A 24,635-nucleotide genomic window follows, 5' to 3' on the forward strand; every position below is an offset into this window, starting at 1 on the left:
ATTATATGTTATATCTGCACAATTTAATCAAGTTTTATGAGAGTTTCGCAAACGCCTAAGATATGTGATAGAAATGAGGAGTAAAATGAGATTTTTTCATATTTCGGATTTACATTTTGGTAAACTTCTGTATGGTTATGACCTTACGGAGGAACACAGAAATTTTATAGAGCAGCTTGGAGATTACTGCGATAAATACAATCCCGATGCGGTTCTTATTGCAGGTGATGTTTACGACAGGTCAGTGCCATCAGCAGATGCAATGACGCTGCTTGATGAACTTTTAAATAAACTTTCCGGAAGAAAGGTTTTTATTATTTCAGGAAATCATGATAATGCAAAAAGGCTGAGTTTTGGAAAAGATTTTCTTAAAAAGCATGATATATATATATCAACGGTTCCTCAGACCGGGGAAAATGAAAAGATAGAAAAAGTTACATTTGCGGATGAATATGGAAATGTAAATATCTATATGCTGCCGTTTTTGAAGCCTGCACTGTTTAAAAATTCAATGCCTGAGGAGGCGGCAGCAGGGGAAGACGCAATAATAAAAAAGCTTGTTGAAAATACAGACATAGATAAAAATGAGAGGAATATTATTCTTGCACATCAGTTTTTTGTGTCAGGTCACAAAGAGCCTGAACTTTGTGAGTCGGAGCAGACTCCGGCTATAGTGGGCGGACTTGATGCTGTCGATGTATCGGCATTTGATGATTTTGAGTATGCAGCACTCGGACATATTCACGGCGGACAGTTTGTGGGCTGTGAGAAAAACAGATACAGTGGAACACCGATTAAATTTTCAGTGAGTGAGAGAAATCATAATAAGAACATTGTAATGGTGGATATGGAAGAAAAAAATAAAGAGATTGAGATAACAAAACTTCCGCTGACACAGATAAGAGATGTAAAGAAACTTACGGGATATTTTGATGATATAATAGCTTCGGCTGATGAAGAACTTAAAAATGATTATGTGAGCATTACTTTGAGGGATGAAGAAATAATTCCTGATGTAAAGGAAAAACTGGGTGCGTATTTTGACTACATATTAGAAGTGGTCGTTGATAATTCCGAGACAAGAAAGATAATGCTTGAGGATGTAGGTGAATTAAAAGAAATGTCACCATATGATGCGTTTGATACTTTTTTTGAACAGCTTACGGACAGAAAAATGAATGATGCAGAGAGTGAACTATTCAGGGAAATACTTAGTGAAGTGGGGGAAGAGTAAATGAAACCATTAAAACTTGTTATGTCAGCATTTGGCTCTTACGGAGGAGAGGAGATTATTGACTTTTCAAAAATAAAAGGAGGTCTTTTTCTTGTATCGGGTGATACGGGTTCAGGTAAGACTACTATTTTTGATGGAATAATGTATGCTCTCTACAATAAGATGGGTGGTGGTGACAGAGAAACAAAAATGATGAGAAGTGAGTATGCTAAGGACAAGCAGAAAACATTTGTGGAGTTTACATTTGAATATACACATGGGGAAAATAAAGGTGTCTATGTCGTAAAAAGAACTACCAATTTTAGAAAAAGCGGTGTTACATCTGATGTGGTTCTTACTCTGCCTGATGGAGAAGTCTTTAATGGAAAGAATAAGGAGACAGATGAAAAAATCCAGAGTATAGTTGGACTTGACTATAAGCAGTTTGGAAAGATAGTGATGATTGCACAGGGACAGTTTCGTGAGCTTATAATGGAAAATACAAAGAACAGAAAAGAGATATTTAAAAGTATTTTTTCTATGGATATATATGAGAAGATTGAGAGAGTAATAAACGACAGATTTAAAAAGATATATGCACAGATAAAAGATAACAATCTTTTGCTGGAGGAAAATTTTAATACAGCTTATGTAAGTGAGGAAAACGGGAATACTGATGCGTGGAGAGAAGCCTTTGAAAAGAGAGATACAGAACCGGGGCTTCTGCTTGATGTGCTTGAACAAGAGATAAAAGAACTTGAGATAAAGAAAAATGAAGAAAAAAAGATAATTGATAAAAAAAATGCTGACATTGTAAAGCTTGTAAAGAGAATATCGGATGCAGATAAGATAAATAGTAAGTTTGGACAGAGAAAAGAAGCAGTTTTGCGGTATGAGTCTCTGATGGAGCAAAAAGAAACATATGATAATAAAGCTGTGATATTAAAAAAGGCAAAGGCGGCAGGCGAAGTAAGGCAGGTGCAGTCAGTTTATATTAAAACAAAAAATACAATAGAATTAAGAGAGAAACAGTTAGAACAGAATAAGTCAAAGTTTGTTTTGTTAGAGCAGAGCCATAAAAAACTTTTATCAGAAAAGGAAAGTTTTGAAAAGAGTTATTTAACTGACAATGAAAAGCTGTTAAAAGAAAAAAACAGGCTTGAAAATGAGATGGAAAAATACAAAGTATATGATGAAAAAAATAAGTTATATATTTTAGAAGAAAAAAAGTTAAAAGAATTAAAAGAAAAATCAGATTTATTAAATGATGAAAAAAAAGCAGCTCTCATAAAAAGTGAAGAAAATAAAAAAATACTTTTGCAGCTTAAAGATATTGAACTGGAATTGCAAAAATATATATCGGCAGATGAGAATGAAAAGAGAAATCTTAAAGAATTTGAAGCATTAAAAAAAGCGATATCTTCATATAAAAAAGAAAACAGCAGACTGGATAGTGCAGAAAAAGAATATGCGGATAAATATCTGGTATGGAAAGAAGCCAGAAAAATATATGAGAACACAAGTGACAGATATGTGGCGGCTCAGGCTGCAATACTTGCGGCGGGACTAAAAGACGGTATGCCTTGTCCGGTCTGTGGTTCGATTAATCATACACACCCTGCGGCGATGACAAAAGATACGGTCACGAAAGAAGAACTTGACGGAGCAAAGTCAAAAGAAAATGAATGTGAAAAAGAAAAAAATAATTCACAGAAAATATTTGAAGATAATAAGCGAAAAAAAGATGTGGCTTTTGCCGAGGTAAAGAGGTATTATGAGATTTGTTATTATTTAGGAGATAAAGCGGATACTTCTTTAAAAGATAAAAAGGGCTACAATGCTAGTATAAAAGATAAAACTGATACTGATATAAAAGAGCATGAGAATATAAGACAACAGGAAAATATAAAAGACAAGGAATATACAAGTTTCGGTGAAAATAAAACTGACAAGCTGGAGGAGAATGTAAAAACAAAAATAAAAGAAATTAAAAAGTCTTTGACAGAAAACGAGCAGACGATAGAAGATTTATATAGCAAAAAGGAAGAAAAGCTAAAGCGTGAGAAAGCTGAAAAAGAAACAGAAGCAAAGCTTAAGGAAATGGAAGAAAATATATCTGATAACGCAGAAATGTTGAATAAACAGTCTGTGAGCGTTGGAAGTTTAAGTGCAGAAATGGAGATGTTAAAAAAAGAACTCTCCTATGAAAGTTCGGATACCGCCTTAAAAGAACTTGAAAATATCAGAAATAAAATAGAAGTTCTGGAGAAAAGAAAAAAGGAACTTGATGAAAATATTTTAAAATCCGACAGAACAAAAAGTAATCTTAATGGTACGATAAAAGAGAACAAAAATCAGCTCGAAACAGACAGGAAAAATCTTGAAACTGAGTATGACGATTTTATTAAAGTGCTTAAAGAAAAAGAATTTGAAAACGAAGAAGCATACAATGAAAGTCTTGTTCATATAGAAAGTATTGAGATATTCGACAGACAGATACAGGAATACAAAGAAGAAGTGAGCAAAGTCAGTTCGCTTATCAGTGTCCTTGATGATATGCTTGACGGCGAAAAAGAGATTGACACAGATGTTATGTTACAGCAAAAAGCAGAAATGGAAATCGAAGCAGAAAGGCTTGCAAATGAAAATGAGATTACGGTCTCAAAGCTTGGTACGAACAATTCAGTGAGAGATAAAGTTTCAAAACTTATGGAACAGAGAGGAAAACTCAATGAAAAATATAAAATAATATCTTCTCTTAATAATGTGGCGAACAGTAAAAAAATTCATTTCCAGACTTTTGTGCTCAGACAATATTTTAATATGGTAATTTCTTACGCAAACAAAAGACTTGCGGTTATGACATCAAACGGATTTTTATTAAAGTGCAGAGATATTTCGCTTACTACGGCAGGTGAGACAGGACTTGAGCTTGATGTTTACAGTCCGGTTACCGGAAAGGTAAGAGATGCCCACTCTTTGTCGGGAGGTGAGACATTTATGGCTTCGCTTGCAATGGCACTCGGAATGTCAGATATTGTGCAGAATAATTCAGGCAAAACGCAGATTGATACAATGTTTATTGATGAGGGATTTGGCTCGCTGAGTGATGATGTGAGGGACAAAGCAGTAAAGATACTTTTAGACATTGCAGGCAGCAGCAGGCTGGTCGGAGTAATCTCGCATGTATCAGAACTTAAAGAGCAGATACCATCAAAGATAATTGTAAGAAAGGATAACGATGGAAGTCACATTACATGGGTTCAGGACAGATAGAAAAAAGAAGATGGACTGTAAACAGGTGCAGTCCGGTATCATTGATTTTATAAATGATAACATGGACATAAAAGAAATGGAACAGTTTATAAGTCATATTGAGAACTGTGAGGAGTGCCGTGAAGAATATGATGTATATTATACATTGATAATGGGAATGAAACTTCTAGACAGCGATAATCTCAGGGGCAAAACGCAGATAGATTCACAGGATAGGATAGATGATGCAAAATCTTATATTTTAAGATACCGGTTTGTATTGTTTGAAAAGGTTCTTCTTTTTATATTTGTATGTATAAGTGTTATTCTTATTTACTGATAATGACACTTTGGTATATATTATAAATATGAATTTTTACAGCAAAGATAGGCAGTCATATATGTGTGGACAGTTACCAAAAATCGAAAGGGAAATTTAACAGATGAGTGAAAAAATAGTTTTAATAGATGGGCATAGTATATTAAACAGGGCATTTTATGGAGTGCCTGATCTGACAAATTCAGAAGGGATGCATACAAATGCGGTTTATGGATTTTTAAATATCATGTTTAAGATACTTGATACGGAAAAACCGGAATATCTGACGGTTGCTTTTGATGTGAAAAAGCCTACATTCAGACATGAGATGTTTAAGGAGTACAAAGGCACGAGGAAACCTATGCCTGAGGAGTTAAGACAGCAGGTGCCTGTTATACAGGATGTGCTTGAAGCGATGGGTATCACGATTGTAAAAAGACAGGGATTTGAAGCGGATGATATACTCGGAACTATCGCAAAGATGGCAGAAGCAGAAGGAAAAGAAGTTACTCTTGTATCAGGAGACAGAGATCTTTTGCAGCTTGCTACAAAAAATATCAAGATAAGTATTCCAAAGACAAAAAAAGGCGGTTCTGAGGTTGAAGAATATCATACAGAGGATGTAATAGAAAAATACGGTGTCACGCCGGTTCAGATAATAGATATGAAAGGTCTTATGGGAGATACGGCTGACAATATACCGGGAGTTGCAGGTGTCGGTGAAAAAACGGCAGTAAAGATACTTAAGGCATTTCCGAGTGTCGAGGAGGCTTATGAGCATATCGAGGAAGTAGAGCCAAAGAGGGCGAGGGAACTTTTGAGAGCAGGAAAGGATATGGCTTTCTTAAGCAAAAAACTTGCGACGATAAAGACAGACTGCGAACTTGATTACAGTATCAAAGATGCAAAACTTGAAAATATATTTACATCTGAGGCATTTGAGTGGATAAAGAAACTAGAACTAAAATCACTTGTAAAAAAATTCGATTCCGAGGCAATGAATAAAGCGGTTGAAAGACCAAAGAATTTTAAATATTTGAAGAAAAAAATAGAGGTAAAGAGATTTGCTGACGAGCTTATAAAGGATGCACCTGAGGTTGTTGGAGTATCATTTTTTGGCGATGAGTGGTCAAATTCAGGTGTTACGAAAAAGAAAAATAAGAAAAAAAGCGGCGGACAGATGGCATTTGTATTTGATGATATATCAGCAGTTTCTCTTGAAGATGAGAGTGACAGCACAAATGAATATTTGTTTTTGGGACTTAGTTTAAGCTACGAAAAAAATGGTGAGTATGAAACCGTAAGCATATTAAAAAATGATGAGACAGACGGAGATTTTCTGATAGAAACTTATAAAAAAATTCAAAAGAAAATACCTCATATCGCATTGATAGACTGGAAGAACGAACTGCATCTTACGGCAGTTGCAGAAAATCTTTCAGAGGATAGGGAAGCACCTTTACAGATGGCTTTTGATGATTCGGATTTTGACAGGCTGTTTAATAAAATATCAGATGTAAGTATAGCTGCATATCTTATAAATCCGCTTAAAGACAGTTACGGTGCTGACGATATAGCAAGGGATTATCTTGATATGACGATACCATCATATAGTGAGAGATTTGGAAAAAGCAGACTTTCAGAAATCGTATCGGAGATAGATGACGATTATCTTAGGGAGAGTGCGGACGAGGAAAAGAATGTTGTAATAAACAATCTTTTGGAATATACGGGAGAACTTTCGTATGTGGCTGTGGCTGGATATAAAAATCTTGAAAGCACACTCGAAAAAACAGGCATGATAAAACTTTACCGTGAAGTGGAGATGCCGACGGCATATTTCTTATATCAGATGGAGAGAGTCGGAGTCAAGGCAGACATAGCCGTTCTTGAACAGCTTGCAAAAAAACTTGACAGAAAGATAATTGAACTTGAAAGTGATATATATGACCTTGCAGGTGAGGAGTTTAACATAAATTCACCTAAACAGCTTGGTGTGATATTGTTTGAAAAAATGAAACTGCCATTTGCAAAAAAGACAAAGACAGGCTACTCAACATCAGCGGATATTCTTGAAAAACTAAAGAAAGAAGACCCTATTATATCAAAGATACTTGATTACAGGCAGTTTACAAAATTAAAGTCAACATATGCAGAGGGACTTGCTGTGTTTATCGAGAACGATAAGAGAATTCACGGCAAATTTAACCAGATGATAACAGCAACGGGAAGAATAAGTTCGACAGAGCCAAATCTCCAGAATATTCCTATCAGAATGGAGATGGGGCGTGAATTCAGGAAAGTATTTAAGGCAAAAGACGGATTTGTATTCCTTGATGCAGATTACTCACAGATAGAATTGAGAGTTTTAGCTGATATGTCGGAGGATGAACATCTTATACAGGCATATAAGAACGGTGATGATATACACAGAAGTACCGCATCAAAAGTATTCCACACACCGTTTGACGAGGTCACCGATCTTCAGCGAAGAAATGCAAAGGCAGTAAACTTCGGAATAGTTTACGGGATAAGTGCATTCGGTCTCTCACAGGATCTTGGCACAACGAGAAAAGAAGCGGACGAGATAATAAAGAAATACTTTGCCACATATCCGGCGATAAAGGCATTTCTTGACGAGAAAGTAGAAGAAGCAAAAGAAACAGGATATTCTTACACAAAATTTGGCAGGCGAAGACCAGTGCCTGAAATAAAATCATCAAACTTTATGCAGCGTTCATTTGGTGAGAGAATTGCAATGAACTCGCCTATACAGGGAACAGCGGCAGACATAATAAAGATAGCGATGATAAAAGTTGCAAGAAAATTAAAAGAAGAAAAACTTAAATCAAGGATAGTTCTCCAGGTGCACGATGAACTGCTGGTAGAGACAAGTGTTGATGAGATTGAAAAGGTGAAAGAGATACTTATTTCAAATATGCAGTCGGCGGCTGAACTTAAAGTTCCTCTTATTGCGGAAGTGGAGCAGGGGGATGATTGGTTTGAGGCACACTAACATTTGCAAAACTGCTGCAGGTTGTGTTGATTGTGCAACTATAACAAATAATACCGCTGGCACGCTTTCGCTATGATGTCACTCGTAGCAGCACATAAAGAGTGAAAAGACCACTCTTAAGTGCTGACGGTGACAAAATGTCAGCTAACATTATTTTGTTATAGTTGCACAATCTAATTACAGTTTATGTAAGTTTTGCAAAGGCTTAGTGTGGTTATTATGATATTGAGAGGATTGAGATGAAAGTTATTGGTTTGACAGGTGGTGTCGGTAGTGGTAAGTCACTTGTGGCACAGTTTTTAAAGGAAGAAATTGGTGCTGAGCTTATATTGACGGATGATATTGGTCATATTGTCACGGATAAGGGTGGTAGTGCCTTTGAAGATGTGGTGGAAAGATTTGGTAAGGATATTCTTTCTGACACGGGGGAGATTGACAGAAAGAAACTTGCGGATATAGTGTTTAATGACAAAAGTGCGATACAGGATTTGAATAATATCGTGCATCCTAAAGTAAAGGAATATATTGAGAACTATATTGAACAGAGAAAGGAAAAAGGCGGTAATATAATTCTTGAGAGTGCCATATTGTTCGAGACGGAGTGCGATAAATACTGTGATGAGGTATGGTATGTGTATGTTCCGAGAGAAATAAGGATAGCAAGGCTTAAGGAAAGCAGGGGCTATTCTGACGGAAAGTGCGATGCGGTGATGAGAAGCCAGAAACCTGATGAGTTTTATATAAGCAGAAGTGACAGAGTCATAAAAAATGACGGTTCTGTTGAGGAGCTTAAGCAGCAATTAAAACGGATTTAGTTTATTTGAATTTTTAAAGATTAGAAGTCTGTTGCCTGCATTGACAGTATGTATAATCAGTTTGCAAGATGCATCAAAAGCAGTGGATTTATGCAGCCCTCGGCGAGACTTCCGATAAGTATAAGTAAAATACTGAGCAGAAATAAGGGAAATTGTTTTAATAACAGTTTCCCTTTTTGTTTTGTTTCATCTAAGCAGTTTATTCTGTGAAGCTTCATTATTATAAACAAAAATGCAGGGACAAAGACAAGATATTGCGGCATAATGCAGCAGGTATAGTTTGCTATTCCGGCAAAATCGTAAAGTGAAATATTAAAATAAAGCAGGAGTCCGTTTGAAAAGCCTGTATAAACCGAAAAAACAAGGCAGTAATAACGCCAGAGGTCTGTCATTGAGAAAATAAAAAGCAGCATTACAAATTTGATGTTTCTGCTAAAGGATGAGAGGACTATCTGGTCTGACGGTATGTCCATTGATGGCAGGGCACTTATGGTTTCGCTGTAAATTGTTTTTAACACAGGCAGGATGATTGGATTAAAAAGCTTTCCGACAAGAGTACCGATAAGCATACCTATAAAAAAGAATATGATAACCGTTTTACATATGCGTGGCATTGTCCTTTTTCGTATATTGGTTGTGGAAGTTTTATTCATTTAGCGATAACCTGCCTTTCAGATTTATTATGTTAATGTTTTGCTGCACTTTTATCGTGTTAAAGGCGAGCGGACTTTCTTAAAAGAGGGGAAATTCTCCTCTTACATCATCTTATGACAGATATTTAAAAATATTCCGTTTCACATTTTGCACACAACTTTTCCACTTGATTTTCACAAATTTACTGTACTATTTTGATTATAAAATATAAAGCGTATTGTGAATATCTTTGGCAAGAATATGCTGGAACAATAAAGAAAAATCAGCGTAAGCAGACAGGAGGAAAAATGATGCACCGAAAAAGAAAGATTGCATTGACGATGGCAGTAGTGCTTGTTATAGCAGGTGTGGGAGTATATGGTGGAAACCGGATTTTAAAAAATAATTCATCTGAACAATCGGAACAGACAAATAATTCAGATAAAAAAAACATTGCTTCGGCAAAGACGCAGAATAGTAATATATTGCAGGCAGAGGGAACGACATCGGGAGGAACGGACTATCAGTTATACAATCTGAATCTTAAGGGTACAAGTAAAACAGGAGCATTGGAAGTGGAAAGTGTTTTGAAAAGCTCAGGTGATGAGGTAAAAAAAGGAGATGCACTTATAAAACTTACCAAAGACAGTGTTTCAGATACAAGAAAAATTCTATATAAAGCGGTAAAAACTTATAAAAAGAAATATGCATCGGCAAAACTTGATTATGAAGAAACGGTTTATGATGCAAAAAGTGATTATCAGGAGAGTTTGTCAGCATATTCATCAGCACTTATCGATTATAAAGACAGTTTATCGGAATATACGGGAACGGTAAAAGAAGCGAAAAAGCAGCTTGATAAAAGCAAAAAGATAATAAGTACATATCCAGGGAAGATTAAAAATTCAAAAAAGACTCTTGCTGCAAAACAGAAACAGTTGAGCAGTGTAAATAAAAAAATCAAAAAGGCAAAAAAACAGGCAGAGAGTAAAGCTAAAGTTCTTGCCACAAAGCAAAAATTATATGAACAGGCAAAACAAAAATATGATGAAATGAGTACAGTATCAAGATATATTGGAGATTTCAGTCGTGAAAATAAAAGTGATATTTCACAGTTGACAACAAATGTTGAGCAAAAGCTTGCATTGGCAAAAAAAGACATGGAGTCAAAGAACACAGCATATAGCAAGGCTTTGAAATCGTCAACATCAGCGGAAAAGACATACGAGCAATACAATACGAAAAAAACTCAGTTGTCAAATAGTATAAGTACACTTAAAAATAATATTTCGTTATATGGAACTGATTACAAAAATGCAAAACTTAACCTGAACAATTACAGTTCAACATACAATCAGGCTTTATCAGAGGAGACAACAGGAAAAGTAAGTGCAAAAAAGACATATGACGAGAGTGTGAAAGCCTATAAAAATGCAGACACAGTCTATAATGCGGCTATAAAATCGGCAAAAGATACATTACAGAAAGCAAAAGACAATTATACAAATGCGAAAGCAAGAGTAGCAGCATTTAACAAACTTATATCAGGAAATAATGTTGTGGCACAGATGTCGGGAACTTTATCTGAAATGTCATATGAAAGCGGAGATATGTTAAACAGTATGACAGCGATAGCAGGTTACAGTAATGAAAATACACTCAGTATTGATGTGACTGTTGACCAGACGGATATAGGAAAAATTTCAGTAGGCGATGAGGCTTCGGTAAGTGTTCAGAATATGCCGCAGACAGTAACGGGAAAAGTTGCAGCTATTGAAACATCTTCATCATCGGAGAGTGTATCAAAAGTAACATATACGGTAACTGTTTCCATTGATAATTCGCAGAAAATGTTATCAAGCGGTGCTGCAACGCAGGTTATCTTTAATCAGAATAATGAAGAAAATTAGTAGAAAGGAAAATAAAAATGGCAGATAAAGAAAAAAAACAGGCAGCGGTAAAATCTAAGTCGCATAAGAAAAAGATAAAGAAAGCTATAATTTCCATAATCCTTATTGGGTGCATAACTGTTATTGTGGTTTTTAATGTGAATAATAAAAAAGACGATACAAAGACAGCGACAGTAACTAAAGAGAACACGGCGAAAAAAGGAAACCTCACAGTGGGGATAACTGAGAGTGGAACAATGGAGATTGGTTCTATCACACAGTCATATGAGCTTGACACATCTTCGATGGGAACAAGCAGCTCATCATCTTCATCAGGAACAAGCAGTTCAGGTTCATCATCTTCGGACAGTTCAAATAAAAGTGATGCACAGGGAATGCAGAACATGAGTGGTGCAATGGGAATGGCAGGCGGACAGTCGGGTTCAGACAGCAGTTCTTCCACAACAAAGACAACATCTTCATCATCAGGAAATGAGAGCGTATCGGACTCAGACCTTGTTATAAAAAAAGTGTGTATCACATCGGGTCAGAATGTAAAAAAAGGTGACACAATTTTAAAACTCACGACAAAAAGTGTTTCAAATGTGAGAAAACTTTATAAGGCGGCGGTAAATTCGGCAAAACTTTCATTAAAAGAAGCAAAAGTAGACAGAGACTCTGATAAACTTACGGCAGAATATGAATATAAAGAAAGGATTGCGGCAGGAAAGAGTGCAAAGACAACATATAAAGCTACATTGCAAAGCCTTGACAGTGCGGTTGTGACAGCACAGAATAACTATAATACGGCAGTTTCAGGTATTAAGACACTTCCTTTAAAGATTAAAAATCTAAAGAAAAAGATTAAAAAAGCAGGCGGGAGTACAACCATATATAAAAGTACATCGACAAATCAGAATACAGGCAGTAATGCCGGAAATAATACAGGAAACATGAACGGTACAGGTATGGGAGATGATAAAAACGGAGGAACTTCAGGAACAGGTACAACTGCAGGCTCAACGGGCAGTCAGAGCAGTTCAAACACTGTAACGATAATGCAACAGCAGTTAGCTTCATATCAGCAGCAGTTATCGGAATATAAATCAAACCTAAAAAACCTGAAATCACAGCTTAAATCTGCTAAAAAAGCCAGGAAAACAGGAAAAGTAAGTGCAAAAAAGACATATGATGCGGCAATGCTTCAATATTCAAATGCAAAGACTCTTTATAATGTTGCGATGGATGGAATTGACGATGATGTAAAAGACGCACAGGAGACATTAAAGGATGCACAGAAAGCATTAAAAACTTTTGAAAAGTATGCAGGAACAGGGGTGATAAAAGCTGAATGTTCAGGCACGGTAACATCTGTCGGATATGAGGACGGAGAGACATTAAGCACTGATACCGACATAGCTACATATATGAATTCGGATGCGGTCACAACTTCAGTGTCTGTCGCACAGGACGATATTTCGGAGATAGAAGTTGGAGATACAGTAAATATAAGTCTTTCTGCATATGAAGGTAAGACATTCCACGGAAAAGTCACATCAATATCAACCACTTCATCGGGAACAAGTACGGTGAGTTATCCGGTCGTAGTCACAATGACAGGTGATGTTTCAAGTATTTATGCAGGAATGAGTACTGATGTTACATTTGTTACAAAAGAAGTAAAGGATGTTCTTTATATTTCAAATAAGGCTGTTGAGACAGAGGGAACAAAGTCATATGTAACAAAGAAAAACAGTGATGCAAGTACGACAAAGACACAGGTAAAAACAGGATTTTCAGACGGACATAATGTTCAGATCGAAAGCGGATTAAGCGAAGGTGATACAGTTCTTATAGAAAGCCGGGTGAGCGAATGAAACTAAGTGAGATATTAAGACTTGTCTGGATAAACCTTATTCAGAATAAATTTAAGGTGGTGCTTACTTCTATAGGTATAGTAGTGGGCGCGGCAACGATAGTCATGGTTATAGCAATAGGCAGGGGCGGTCAGATGGATGTGGCGGACCAGTTCAAAAATTTGAACGCGGGTGCTATAGATATTTCATATGAGCAGTCGTCAGACAGTTCATCGTCAAACTCTAAGAGTTCATCAAAATCAGGCTCGTCAGGGAAATCATCAAATGGAAACTCTGAGTCCGGAAATAGGGGACAGGGTGATTTTGGCGGCGGTCAGGGAATGCCGCAGATGCCGGGTGGAGCATCGGGAGACTCCGGAAACTCAAAAAGCAGCGGCGGTTCAAGTGGAAATTCAAAGAATAGTGGAAATTCATCCTCAGATAAATCACAAAAAGGAAACGGTTCGTCAAACGGCGGTGGAATGCCACAGATGCAGGGCGGCGGAGAAATGCAGGGGGGTGGGATGCCCGGCGGCTTTGGTGGATTTATGCAGGGCGGTAAAAGCAGTGAAAGCTCAAAGATAAATCAGGAAAAGATTACTTTGTCCGAAGACGATATGGATGACTTAAAAACATTTCTTCCGGGCATTTCAGACATAACGATATCTTATACTACAAAATCTGATGTAGATGGAGGAGAGCTCGATGACGCTGAAAGCTATACGATAGCAGGAGTGAAAAATAATTATGCAGGCATGAGTAATCTGACGATGGTAGCAGGGAGTTTTATCGAGTCATCAGACGAGACAAACAAAGAGAAAGTGTGCGTACTCGGTTATTCTGTTGCAAAAGAGATATTTGGAAGTGTAAAAGACGCATATGACAGCACTATTTACATAGACGACAGAGCATATGTAGTAAACGGTGTAATATCGGAGGTAGGAACTGTTTCTTCAGGAATAAGCCCTGATGATTCCATATTTATACCATACAGTACCGGAGTAAAATATATCGTTGGAACAGATGCAGACCCGACGATAACAGTAATCGCATCGGATGTTGATAAAGTGGATACGGTAATGGAAAATATACAGTCAGTTCTCGCAGAAAATTATCCAAATGCAGAATTTACGATAACCGATGCCGGAAGTAAGATGGAAGCTGCATCAGAGTCAAACAATACACTGACAACACTCCTCATTGCAATGGCGGCGATAGTATTTATCGTAGGCGGTATAGGTATCATGAATGTATTGTTCGTATCGGTAAAAGAAAGAACAAAAGAAATCGGTATATTAAAAGCCATCGGTTGTACAAAAAAAGACATACTTATAGAATTTTTGCTTGAAGCGTGCTTTATAAGCATACTTGGAGGAATACTCGGTGTTTTACTAAGTTTTGGCATAACGCCTGTTGTAGAGCATTTTGATGTAAGAGTAGAACTCTCTGTATTCGGAGCAGCACTTGCCGTAGTATTTGCGGTATTTACGGGAACTGTATTTGGATTTTATCCTGCATTAAAGGCTTCAAAACTTGTACCTGTTGAGGCATTAAATGAGGAGTAAGAGTTTAAGGAGGGTGAAAAATGTATCTTAATGTAAAAAGGTGTAGAAAAGTTCTTGCGGTGTTTCTTGGTATGTGCCTTGTGTTGTCGGGATGTTCTAAGAAAACGGAGGAGACAACCAATGATATAAGCTTAGTTAAACTGAAATCAAATCAGGAGATTGTTGCCTGCAAAATAACGGCGATATACGGCAATGAGATAGAATACACCGTTGTGAAAGAGCAGAGTGCATCTGACTCAAATTCAAAGAAAGGCAGGATGCCGTCTGCAAGCGGAGCACCAGATATGAACGGAGGTAGTTCACAGGGCGGAGGAGCACCCGATATGAATGGTGGAGAGAGGAGCACACGATACGAATGGAGTAAATTCGCAGAGTGGAGGAGCAGCCGATATGAACGGAGAAAGTTCGCAGTTCGAAGACCGCCAGAATAGTTCATCAGATAAAAACAGTAGTCAGAGTTCTTCTGACAGTTCAGATAAAAAGTCTGACAGCAGCAAATCTTCGGATAAAAGCAGCAAGAAGATTTATACACTCACGGACGAAACAGGCAGTACAACGATACCTGTCGGAACAGATGTGATAACATCATTTGGGAAAACAACAACATTTTCAAGACTTTCAAACGGAGACATTATTAAAATGATAATGGAGAAAGATTCAGGTGGGGAAAAGGTTGTTGTAGGTATGTGGATTGTTTCGTGATGATTTAAAGCTATGATGATTGAACAAGAACAGCAATAATAACAACCGGCACGCTTTCGCTATGTTGTCGCTCGTAGCAGTACAATAAGTCAGCAGGAAACGCTGACTAAGTACTGACGGCGACAAAATGTCGGTTAATATTATTTGCTGTCTTTGTTCAATCCAATATAAGTTATTGTTTATGACTAGATAAGACTTTAAATTTGGAACAACATTATAGAAAGGAAGATTTTTATGATAAAGTTCAGAAAGAAAAAGGCGGATAAGGATATTGATAAAAAGAGCGATGTTAAGCAGCATAATGAGCATAAGATAGAGATTGTTAATGTTAATAAAATTTATGATATGGGGAGAGAGTCTCTCCATGTTCTGAAAGATATTAATTTTACCGTGGATGAGGGTGAGTTTGTTGCAATTCTTGGTCCGTCGGGTTCCGGCAAGTCTACACTGATGAATGTTATTGGCTGCATGGACCTTTTTGATGAGGGTGAGTATTATCTTGACGGACTTGCGATACATTCGATGAAAGAGAAGAAACTTACAAGCATCAGAAATGAAAAGATAGGTTTTATTTTTCAGAATTATCATCTGATACCTACATATACGGTTATCCAGAATGTCATAATGCCGCTTCTTGTGAGAGGATATGAGCATGAAGAGGCACAGGAGATGTGCATGGATACGATAGAAATGCTCGGTCTTAAGGAAAGGATAAATCATAAACCAAATGAACTTTCGGGTGGTCAGAAGCAAAGAGTAGCAATCGCAAGAGCATTAGTCGGAGAGCCTGCGATTCTTCTTGCAGATGAGCCGACGGGTGCGTTAGACAGTAAAAGCGGTAAGGAAGTTCTTAAATTATTCAGAAAACTTAATGATATGGGAAACACGATAGTTATGATAACACATGACCTTGAGGTCGCAAAGGCGGCAAAGAGGGTAGTTAAGATAGTAGATGGCGAGATATTTGCTGTCGAAAATTGAATGATGGTTTAAATTGACTTTACGCGGATGTAGATTTACTCTAATTATATTGATATTTATTATTAACGAAAGGAATAATATCTACACTATGAAAAAAAATATAATTGTCGTAGTTTTTTACATTTGTCTTGTCATAATAATAATCACATCATTCCGCAAAAATAAAAATGAAAGTGATAGTGAAAAAATCACATATTCCCAGATAGAACAGGCTGATGTAAAGGTCAAAAACAGTTCTGAGAGAACCAGAAAGGTACTTCACATAAAAGGTGATGTGTCAAAAAATCTGTCACCTTTTATTTATTCTACAAAGGCTGACAGATATATTCTTGATAAGTGTTATATAAATATATATAACGAATTAAAGAAGATAAAAGCAAAGTCAGGTTCGGATTTTTTTGAGAGTATTGAAAGTGACAGCCGTTATAATAAAAAAGATAAAAAGAAGAAAGGAAAAAAGCTGACAACATATACGGTAAGACTGAAAGAGGGGCTAAAAGCATCGGCTGGTACAATGATAACTGCTGATGACCTGATGTTTAATTATTATCTTAGAACTGACAGCTCATATGAGTCTTCTGATAATGTTTACAAATGCAATATTGCGGGACTTTTAAGTTATCAGACAGGATATAGTGGCGGTGATAAGGCAAAGAAGATACTTAATTCAAAATTAAAGAAGCCGTCAGCTAAAATAAAAAAAGAAATAAAAAACAAAATAATATATCCCGAAATAAAAGATGCGTTTGAATGGACAAGTTCTCTTTATCGGGATGAAACATATTCTTACATAACAGACAAATATCCGAGGACACGGGATTTGTTTGTTTATTTTTTTTCACTGGAACCGAAATATAAGGCTAAAAAGAAAGATGCAAAAAAAGTTATAAATCAGGTTGCGGGTCAATACGGCTGGGATTATAAAAAACTGAGTAAGGTGACCGGAAAAAATTATAATGCCAAGGTGAAAAAAATCGTACTTAATGAAGCCGGTAAAAAATCAATAGCAGAAAAACAGCGTATAAATGGAATTACAAAAATCGACAGCTATACGGTACAGATACAGGTTTATGAGAAAACTTCACAGAAAGATTTATTTGACTTTTATATAGTACCACTTGCAAAATGGGGGGATGTGCAGTATTTTGATTCAAACTACAAGTGGGGGATAAAAAAGACAAAGGCAGATGAGATAATAAAAAAGAAAGGGGTGACAGGCGATGAGACAGGTGGATATGTGATTGAGAAAAAAGAGCCTTATGAACTTGTGGAGAGATAAGTTAAAGAGTGACCGTTTCTGTTCGTCTGTACACTTGCAATAATAAGTTGATTGCGACAGGGGTGAAAGTTAGCGTAAAATTTTATTCGGATAAACAAAAAAAGAGAAGGACACGATTTTGTGTTAAAAATGCGATTGACATTGTTTCGGATTAAAAATATACTAGGGGTAAGTAAAGTCGGAAGTATTAAGTGTTGTTATCTGTAAGATAATGAAAAATACACAGCAATGTGTCAATCTGTAGGTGAGTTTGGAACAGGATTTTGCGGATACCAATGTTATATAGATGAAATGAGGTGAATTAAGATGGGTGTATATTTTAATCCGAGTAATGCGAGTTTCAGGCAGGCAAAAAACAGCAGGATTTATGTAGATAAAACAAAATTGATAGAGTATCTTAATGATAGACTGTCAACGGAGGATAAATGTCTTGCGGTAAGCCATGCAAGACGATTTGGAAAGTCCCATGCGGCTGGGATGATAGACGCATATTATAGTCTTGGGTGTGATTCGACTGAGCTTTTTGACGGGACAAAGATTTCTGAAAGTGCAGATTATAAAAAATATATGAACAAGTATAATGTTATTCATCTGGATATAGCATCAGTCTGGGATTTTCACAAAGAAGATTTAGTAGAATCAATTAAGGAGAGGGTATGTAAAGATTTTAAGAAAAAATATAATGATACATTAGATTACAGCCAAGATTTATATTTGCTGATACAGGAGATTTATGAGATAACAGATACTCAGTTTGTTATAATAATTGATGAATGGGATTGTGTTATCAGAAACAGTGATAACAAAGAGTTGGTACACGAGTATTTACAGTTTTTACACTCGCTGTTTAAATCGGAGGAGTCAAAATCTTTTCTTGCACTGGCATATATTACGGGGATTTTGCCGATAAAGAAGATTAAAGATGAGTCGGCTTTAAATAATTTCAGTGAATATACGATGTTAAAATCAAGTCCGATTACAAAATACTATGGGTTTACGGAAGACGAGGTTAAAGAATTATGCAAGCGGTTTGATATGGATTTTGAGAGTACAAAAGCATGGTACAACGGATATTTGATCGACGGTATTCATATGTATAATCCAAACTCTGTTTCTATGGCGATAGAGAGAAATGATTTTGATTCATACTGGAGAAATACATCTTCATTTGCATCAATAAATACATTTATAACGATGAATTATGCAGGACTAAAGGATGATATTATGAAGATGCTTGCAGGTGGAAAAGTCATGGTAAATCCAAATACATTTCAAAATGATTTTTCAACTATTGCATCAAAGGATGATGCTTTAACGGCATTGATACATTTGGGTTATCTTGGATATGATGCGGACAGAAAGAGTGCATATGTGCCAAACTATGAAGTGGCAACTGCATTTGAACTTGCATTGCAAACAGGTGGGTGGAAAGAGATTGCAAAAGCGATTTCAACTTGTGATGAACTGCTTTTTGAAACTATAGATGGAAATGCAGAAAAAGTTGCCGAACTTATAGAACTTGCTCATGATACTTACACATCTGTTTTAAAGTATAATGATGAAAACTCACTTAGCTGTGTTCTTACAATGGCATATTTTACGGCACCGGGTTATTACAATATAATCCGTGAGATGCCTGCCGGAAAAGGCTTTGCTGATTTTGCGTTTATTCCGAGGGCAAATGCGGGATTCAGACCTGCAATGGTAGTGGAATTAAAGTATAATAAATCGGCGGACACTGCGATTAAACAGATAAAAGATAACAGATACCACGGTGCATTGTCAGGCTACAGTGACAAAATACTTCTTGTAGGGATAAGCTATGATGCGGAGGGAAAAGATAAAAAGCATCATACTTGTGTTATAGAGGAGATAAACGGCTCTGCAGCAGACACACAATAAAGCAGAAAACAAAAATAACATACAGTAATCTTAATAGTGTAGAACAAATATAATATTTGAAAACAAACTTATTGATAGAAATATTATGTTCAGAGTTATTTTTAAAGAGACTGTCGCATTAATGAAAAATCGTACATGATATAGAAGTAGTTACTATAATAGAGCATCTATATCATGTATGTAATTTTCTTATTGCGACAGTCTCTTTTTTATGTTATAGGAAAATGCTCGTAATGTAGAGGAAAACCAATGAGAATTGCGAAGCAATTCTTGGAGGGCAAAACGCTGGTTTTGCCCTTTTTTACTTGACAAAGCACAATAATATGTATATATTTTATATATAATATTTTTATATATAAAAATTTTGCATATAATTCAAACAGAAAGGAAGTGTAAAGATGTACTATCCTGTATCTGCACATCTGATAGAATTTTTAATCCTGTCGGTGCTGCAAAAGGAAGATTCATATGGATACGAGATAAGTCGGACTGTTAAACTTGTGGCGGATATAAAAGAGTCCACGCTTTATCCAATCTTGAAGAAACTTGAAAAAAACGGATTTATGACTACTTACACAAAGGAGTATCAGGGAAGAAAAAGAAAATATTATTCTTTGACGGATGCGGGTGTGGAAGAACTTAAATTCTTAAATTCAGAGTGGATAAGTTACAGAGATACGATTGACGGTATAGTAGAAGGGAGAATAAAAAATGACGAGAGATGAATATTTAGGGCAGCTTAGCAAATATCTGAAAAAACTGCCTAAGGCGGACTATGATGATGCGATGGAATATTTTACGGAGTATTTTTCTGAGACAGATGATGATGAAGCAAAGAAACTTATGGAGGAGCTTGGAACACCGAAAGAAGCTGCCTGTGACATTATAAGCAATGTTCTTGACAAGAGGATAGATGAGAAAAAACAAGCTGATGAAAAGAAACAGGATGACAGTGGGAAAAGGTCGGTGCTTGGTATATTGTGGGTAGCTATACTTGCGATATGTGCGATTCCTGTTGCTACACCGCTTCTTATAAGTGGGCTGGTTGTGATGTTTTGTATCTTGCTTTGTATTGTATTAGTTTTGTTATGCGTATTTTTAGTCGGTGTGTGCTCAGTCATAGCCGGACTTGCCGTTATAGCGAGGGCGGTAGTTACGATAAAACTTTCAATATCAGCGGCGTTGATGCTATTAGGGCTTGGACTTGCAGCGATAGGCGTTGGAATTATTGTTTCGGTAATCGGAGTTTTATTTAGCAGATTTCTTATTGATATTACTATTAAGTTTGCACAGAAAGCATCTAAAAGGGGGAAAAAATAATGAAAAAATTTATAAATATATCTTTGATAGCAGGAATTTTATGTCTGTTTTTTGGGACAGGATTGTTTTTTGTCGGAAGAGCAATGGGCGGTGGAAAGGTTGTAAAGAAGCTTGATTTTAGCTCAATGCTCACAACTGACAGTAATAATCTTGAAAAAGAGTATGCGATATTAGAAAAGACAAAGATAGATGATTTTGATAAGATAAATGTCAAATTAAATACTATTGATTTTAAGATTGCAAAATCAGATGACAAAAACTGTTATATAGCATACAATCTAAAGAAAGAGAAAGGTAAAGTGACGGCAGAGTATGAGGTGAGCGATGGAGAATTTAAGCTCAGACAGAAATCAAATCATGTTACGGTAAACATGGATTTGAGTGGTATTGAAGCCTTGATAAGCGGTACGAAAGATTATACACAAAGAAATCAGTTTATATTGTATCTGCCTGAAGCTAAACAGATAAGCAGTGCGGAGCTTGATATGGCAGAGGGTGATATTTCCGTGGACAGGCTTAGAAGTGACAGGATAGATATTTCAGTGGATGCAGGTGATATAAAACTTTCAGATACAGAGTCAAAAGAAATAAAAATAGCATCTTCTGACGGTGATATGTCGGTAAAAGATTCCAAACTTAATACTGTCACCATTAACGACAGCTATGGTGATATTAAGTTTGAAGATACTGATATTGACAGCGGAAAAATATCAACAAATGATGGAGATATTTCTGTTAAAAATACCAGTCTTAAAGGCATAAATATAACAGACAATTATGGTGATATTAAGTGCAATGACGGTTCGTTTGAGGATATAGCCGTAAAATTAAATGACGGTGATTTAAGATTTGAGGATACTAAATTTGACGGCAATATAAAAATTAAGTCAGGTTATGGGGATGTGAAAGTAATAGGATTTGATGACTGGAAAGGCATTTCGGTAAATGCAAAGACAAGTTATGGTGATGTGAGTGTAAAGAATATAACAGATGGTGATAAAACGGAAACATCTTTTGAGAGAAATATTGAGTCTGCGACGGCAACAGTTGAGATAAAGTGTTCGGATGGTGATATTTCAATCAGGTAATATATAAAACAAAAACGAGGAAAGAAATGAAGATAGGAACTTTGGAATGCCTAGGCACAGTATTATGTGTAGGGGGATGTAATTGTGCTTGACATTAAATAGAAAGAAAAATAAAATATAAAATATAACAGCAAGAAAGGAAAAATAAAATGGCAAAAAATCCAATAGTAACATTTGAGACAACAGCGGGAACGATAACAGCAGAGCTTTATCCTGAAATCGCACCAAATACTGTAAACAATTTTATATCACTTATAAATAAAGGCTTTTATGATGGACTTATCTTTCACAGAGTCATAAAAGGATTTATGATACAGGGTGGAGATCCTGACGGAGTAGGAACAGGCGGACCTGGATATTCCATTAAAGGTGAATTTGCGATAAACGGTGTAGAAAATGATCTTAAGCATACAGCAGGAGTTCTCTCAATGGCTCGTTCAATGATGCCTGACTCAGCAGGCTCACAGTTCTTTATTATGCATAAAGATGCACCACATCTTGACGGACAGTATGCTGCATTTGGAAAAGTAACAGACGGAATGGACACAGTCAATTCTATAGCAGAAACAGAAACTGACTATTCAGATGCACCATTAGAGCCGCAGATGATAATCAAAGTAACGGTAGATACAGATGGAGTAGAATATCCTGAACCTGAAAAATGCTAAAAATATTATAAAAAGTAATTAAAAAGGGCTGCCGCACTAAATTTTAGTGCGGCAGCCCTTTTTGTTCACAAAATCTTGACATTCTTATGTTATCCTCTTTTGTATATAAATAACAGGAGGTAAATACAGTGATTGAAGTAAAAAATCTCGTTAAAAGGTATGGAAATCATGCTGCGGTAAACGATCTTTCATTTACTGTTGAGACAGGAAAAGTTGTCGGATTTCTCGGACCTAACGGTGCAGGAAAATCAACAACAATGAATATGATAACAGGTTATATAGCACCGACGGAGGGAGAAGTCCTTATCGATGGTATAGACATTATGGATGAACCTGAACTTGCAAAGAAAAATATAGGCTATCTTCCGGAGATACCACCACTTTATCCTGATTTAAAAGTGAGAGAGTATCTTTCATTTGTTGCAGAACTTAAGAAAGTTTCTAAAAAAGATAGGGATATAGAAGTCCATAAGATAATGTCAAAGACAAAGACACTTGATGTTTCTGAAAGACTTATAAAACATTTATCAAAAGGTTATAAACAGAGAGTCGGACTTGCAGGAGCAATGATGGGGAATCCTGACATACTTATTCTTGATGAGCCGACGGTAGGTCTTGATCCGAGTCAGATAATAGAGATGCGAGAACTTATCAGGGAACTGAGCAAAAATCATACCGTTCTTTTAAGTTCGCATATCATGCAGGAGATTAGTGCTGTCTGTGACGAGATTATTATCATAAATGAAGGAAAGATGATAACAAAAGATACACCGGAAAATATTACAAAGAAAATGGTTGACACAAATGGTGTTCATGTTGTTGTAAAGGGTGATAAAACAAAACTTAAAGAGGCACTTAGGACTATATCAGGTATTAAGAATGTATCTTATGACAATGACAAAGATACAGAGGAGGATACGACAGGTCTTACTATTTACTGTGCAGAGGACGAGGATATAAGAGTGGATCTGTTCTATGCACTTGCAAAGGCGGAGTGCCCACTCATTGAAATGAATAAACTTGATACATCACTTGAGGATGCGTTCCTTGCACTTACAAGAGGAGGTTCAAAGCAGTATGGTGGCAGAAAACTCAAAAAATTAAAGAGTGAAAAGAAAGATAAAGCTGAAACAGAAGGTGAACTGCAGAACGAAAATGAGAATCAAAATTCAGAAAAAAATGCTGACATTAGCGGAGAACTTGATGTGTCTGAAACTGAAAAAAATTCTTCAGATATGGAAGGAGGAGAAAAATAATGCTTGCAATATATAAGAAAGAGTTAAGACAATATTTTAATTCAATGATAGGTTTTGTGTTTCTTGCATTTTTCCTCGTTATCATAGGAATATATACATGGGCATACAATCTTTCAAGCGGACTTGGAAATTTTGAGGTTACGCTCGGTGGTATATCATTTATGTATGTTTTGCTTGTGCCTATACTTACTATGCGAATAGTTGCTGAGGAAAACAGGCAGAAAACGGATCAGCTTCTCTACACGGCACCGGTATCGCTTACAAAGATAATCGTTGGCAAATATTTTGCGGTTCTGACACTGTTTTCATGTGCATTTATTCCGATATGTATATATCCGCTTATCATTCATATGTATGGAACTGATGTAAGACTTGCACCTGCATACAGCAGTATCATAGGATTTTATCTTTTAGGAGCGGCAACGATAGCAATAGGTCTTTTTATCTCATCGCTCACGGAGAGTCAGGTTATTGCATCAGTTGTAAGTTTTATCACACTTCTTCTTACATTTCTTTTAAGCAATATCACCGGGATGCTTCCAACCGAGGCAGTATCACAGTGTGTCATGATAGCTGTACTCTGGCTTGTCATATGTCTTGTTTTTTATCATATGATGAATAATGTAACTGTTCTTGTTATGATGGCGGTTATCGGAGAGGCAGCAATATGGATAATCTACGCAGTAAAATCTTCATTATATGAAAGCCTGCTTACAAACATATTAAATACGCTTGCTCTGTCTACACGATTTGATGATTTCAGTCTTGGAATTTTAAATTATGATGCGATAGTATATTATGTTTCAATAGCATTTTTATTTGTATTTTTAACTATCCAGATGATAAAGAAAAAGCGTTTTAATTAGAAAGGAGCAGCA

The 24,635-nt window shown here is 36.3% G+C and carries 20 protein-coding genes; 19 read left to right on the forward strand and 1 reads right to left on the reverse strand.

Going from position 1 to position 24,635, the window contains the following annotated elements; genetic code table 11:
- Nucleotides 1–85: 85 nt before the first annotated feature.
- From DWZ63_RS00755 to coaE, 5 genes are all read left to right on the forward strand, one after another.
- Nucleotides 86–1,234 carry an exonuclease SbcCD subunit D gene (locus DWZ63_RS00755; RefSeq protein WP_182431403.1) on the forward strand — a complete coding sequence of 383 codons (1,149 nt, stop codon included), beginning with the start codon at nt 86–88 and terminating at the stop codon, nt 1,232–1,234.
- Nucleotides 1,235–4,489 (forward strand): SbcC/MukB-like Walker B domain-containing protein, encoded by a 3,255-nt coding sequence (locus tag DWZ63_RS00760; protein WP_118498233.1) that lies wholly within the window; start codon nt 1,235–1,237, stop codon nt 4,487–4,489.
- On the forward strand, nt 4,455–4,808 hold the full coding sequence (locus DWZ63_RS00765) for a zf-HC2 domain-containing protein (protein ID WP_118498235.1): 354 nt from the start codon (nt 4,455–4,457) through the stop codon (nt 4,806–4,808). The genes DWZ63_RS00760 and DWZ63_RS00765 overlap by 35 nt, the downstream gene beginning before the upstream one ends.
- Before the next feature lie 103 nt (nt 4,809–4,911).
- On the forward strand, nt 4,912–7,803 hold the full coding sequence (gene polA, locus DWZ63_RS00770) for a DNA polymerase I (protein WP_118498237.1): 2,892 nt from the start codon (nt 4,912–4,914) through the stop codon (nt 7,801–7,803).
- A gap of 239 nt (nt 7,804–8,042) precedes the next feature.
- Entirely contained in the window at nt 8,043–8,618 is a 576-nt protein-coding gene (coaE, locus tag DWZ63_RS00775) for a dephospho-CoA kinase (RefSeq protein ID WP_118498238.1), read from the forward strand.
- Between the two features lie 56 nt (nt 8,619–8,674).
- On the opposite strand, the gene DWZ63_RS00780 is transcribed toward coaE, so the two are convergent.
- Nucleotides 8,675–9,271 carry a stage II sporulation protein M gene (locus tag DWZ63_RS00780; protein WP_118498240.1) on the reverse strand — a complete coding sequence of 199 codons (597 nt, stop codon included), beginning with the start codon at nt 9,269–9,271 and terminating at the stop codon, nt 8,675–8,677.
- A 288-nt stretch (nt 9,272–9,559) separates the two neighbouring features.
- On the opposite strand from DWZ63_RS00780, the gene DWZ63_RS00785 reads away from it, so the two are divergent.
- The 14 genes from DWZ63_RS00785 to DWZ63_RS00850 all read left to right on the forward strand — a co-directional run bounded on the left by DWZ63_RS00785 (nt 9,560) and on the right by DWZ63_RS00850 (nt 24,623).
- A complete protein-coding gene (locus DWZ63_RS00785; RefSeq protein ID WP_118498242.1) occupies nt 9,560–11,161 on the forward strand; it encodes an HlyD family efflux transporter periplasmic adaptor subunit in 1,602 nt (533 codons plus the stop codon).
- Between the two features lie 17 nt (nt 11,162–11,178).
- Nucleotides 11,179–13,017, forward strand: a complete 1,839-nt coding sequence (locus DWZ63_RS00790) for an efflux RND transporter periplasmic adaptor subunit (protein WP_118498244.1) — start codon at nt 11,179–11,181, stop codon at nt 13,015–13,017.
- Nucleotides 13,014–14,561, forward strand: coding sequence for an ABC transporter permease (locus tag DWZ63_RS00795; protein WP_118498246.1), 1,548 nt, complete (start codon nt 13,014–13,016; stop codon nt 14,559–14,561). The genes DWZ63_RS00790 and DWZ63_RS00795 overlap by 4 nt, the downstream gene beginning before the upstream one ends.
- Nucleotides 14,562–14,581: 20 nt before the next feature.
- On the forward strand, nt 14,582–14,992 hold the full coding sequence (locus DWZ63_RS00800; protein WP_118498248.1) for a hypothetical protein: 411 nt from the start codon (nt 14,582–14,584) through the stop codon (nt 14,990–14,992).
- Nucleotides 14,952–15,263: a hypothetical protein gene (locus tag DWZ63_RS00805; protein WP_118498249.1), complete on the forward strand. Its 312-nt coding sequence runs from the start codon at nt 14,952–14,954 to the stop codon at nt 15,261–15,263. Before DWZ63_RS00800 ends, DWZ63_RS00805 begins: the two co-directional genes overlap by 41 nt.
- 234 nt (nt 15,264–15,497) lie before the next feature.
- Nucleotides 15,498–16,244, forward strand: coding sequence for an ABC transporter ATP-binding protein (locus DWZ63_RS00810; RefSeq protein WP_118498251.1), 747 nt, complete (start codon nt 15,498–15,500; stop codon nt 16,242–16,244).
- Between the two features lie 88 nt (nt 16,245–16,332).
- Nucleotides 16,333–17,523 (forward strand): hypothetical protein, encoded by a 1,191-nt coding sequence (locus DWZ63_RS00815; protein ID WP_118498253.1) that lies wholly within the window; start codon nt 16,333–16,335, stop codon nt 17,521–17,523.
- Nucleotides 17,524–17,829: 306 nt separating this feature from the next.
- Nucleotides 17,830–19,425 (forward strand): AAA family ATPase, encoded by a 1,596-nt coding sequence (locus DWZ63_RS00820; RefSeq protein WP_055943699.1) that lies wholly within the window; start codon nt 17,830–17,832, stop codon nt 19,423–19,425.
- Nucleotides 19,426–19,823: 398 nt separating this feature from the next.
- On the forward strand, nt 19,824–20,150 hold the full coding sequence (locus DWZ63_RS00825; protein ID WP_022013375.1) for a PadR family transcriptional regulator: 327 nt from the start codon (nt 19,824–19,826) through the stop codon (nt 20,148–20,150).
- Nucleotides 20,137–20,745: a DUF1700 domain-containing protein gene (locus DWZ63_RS00830; RefSeq protein ID WP_055943696.1), complete on the forward strand. Its 609-nt coding sequence runs from the start codon at nt 20,137–20,139 to the stop codon at nt 20,743–20,745. The genes DWZ63_RS00825 and DWZ63_RS00830 overlap by 14 nt, the downstream gene beginning before the upstream one ends.
- A complete protein-coding gene (locus tag DWZ63_RS00835; RefSeq protein WP_055943693.1) occupies nt 20,745–21,833 on the forward strand; it encodes a DUF4097 family beta strand repeat-containing protein in 1,089 nt (362 codons plus the stop codon). Before DWZ63_RS00830 ends, DWZ63_RS00835 begins: the two co-directional genes overlap by 1 nt.
- Nucleotides 21,834–21,982: 149 nt before the next feature.
- Nucleotides 21,983–22,501 carry a peptidylprolyl isomerase gene (locus tag DWZ63_RS00840; RefSeq protein WP_022013380.1) on the forward strand — a complete coding sequence of 173 codons (519 nt, stop codon included), beginning with the start codon at nt 21,983–21,985 and terminating at the stop codon, nt 22,499–22,501.
- 128 nt (nt 22,502–22,629) lie between these two features.
- Entirely contained in the window at nt 22,630–23,757 is a 1,128-nt protein-coding gene (locus DWZ63_RS00845) for an ABC transporter ATP-binding protein (protein ID WP_055943691.1), read from the forward strand.
- Complete coding sequence (locus DWZ63_RS00850; RefSeq protein WP_055943688.1) at nt 23,757–24,623, forward strand: ABC transporter permease; 867 nt, start codon at nt 23,757–23,759, stop codon at nt 24,621–24,623. The genes DWZ63_RS00845 and DWZ63_RS00850 overlap by 1 nt, the downstream gene beginning before the upstream one ends.
- Nucleotides 24,624–24,635 lie beyond the last annotated feature (12 nt).

This window comes from Clostridium sp. AF34-13 (genome assembly GCF_003477845.1).
Taxonomy (GTDB): domain Bacteria; phylum Bacillota; class Clostridia; order Lachnospirales; family Lachnospiraceae; genus Butyribacter; species Butyribacter intestini.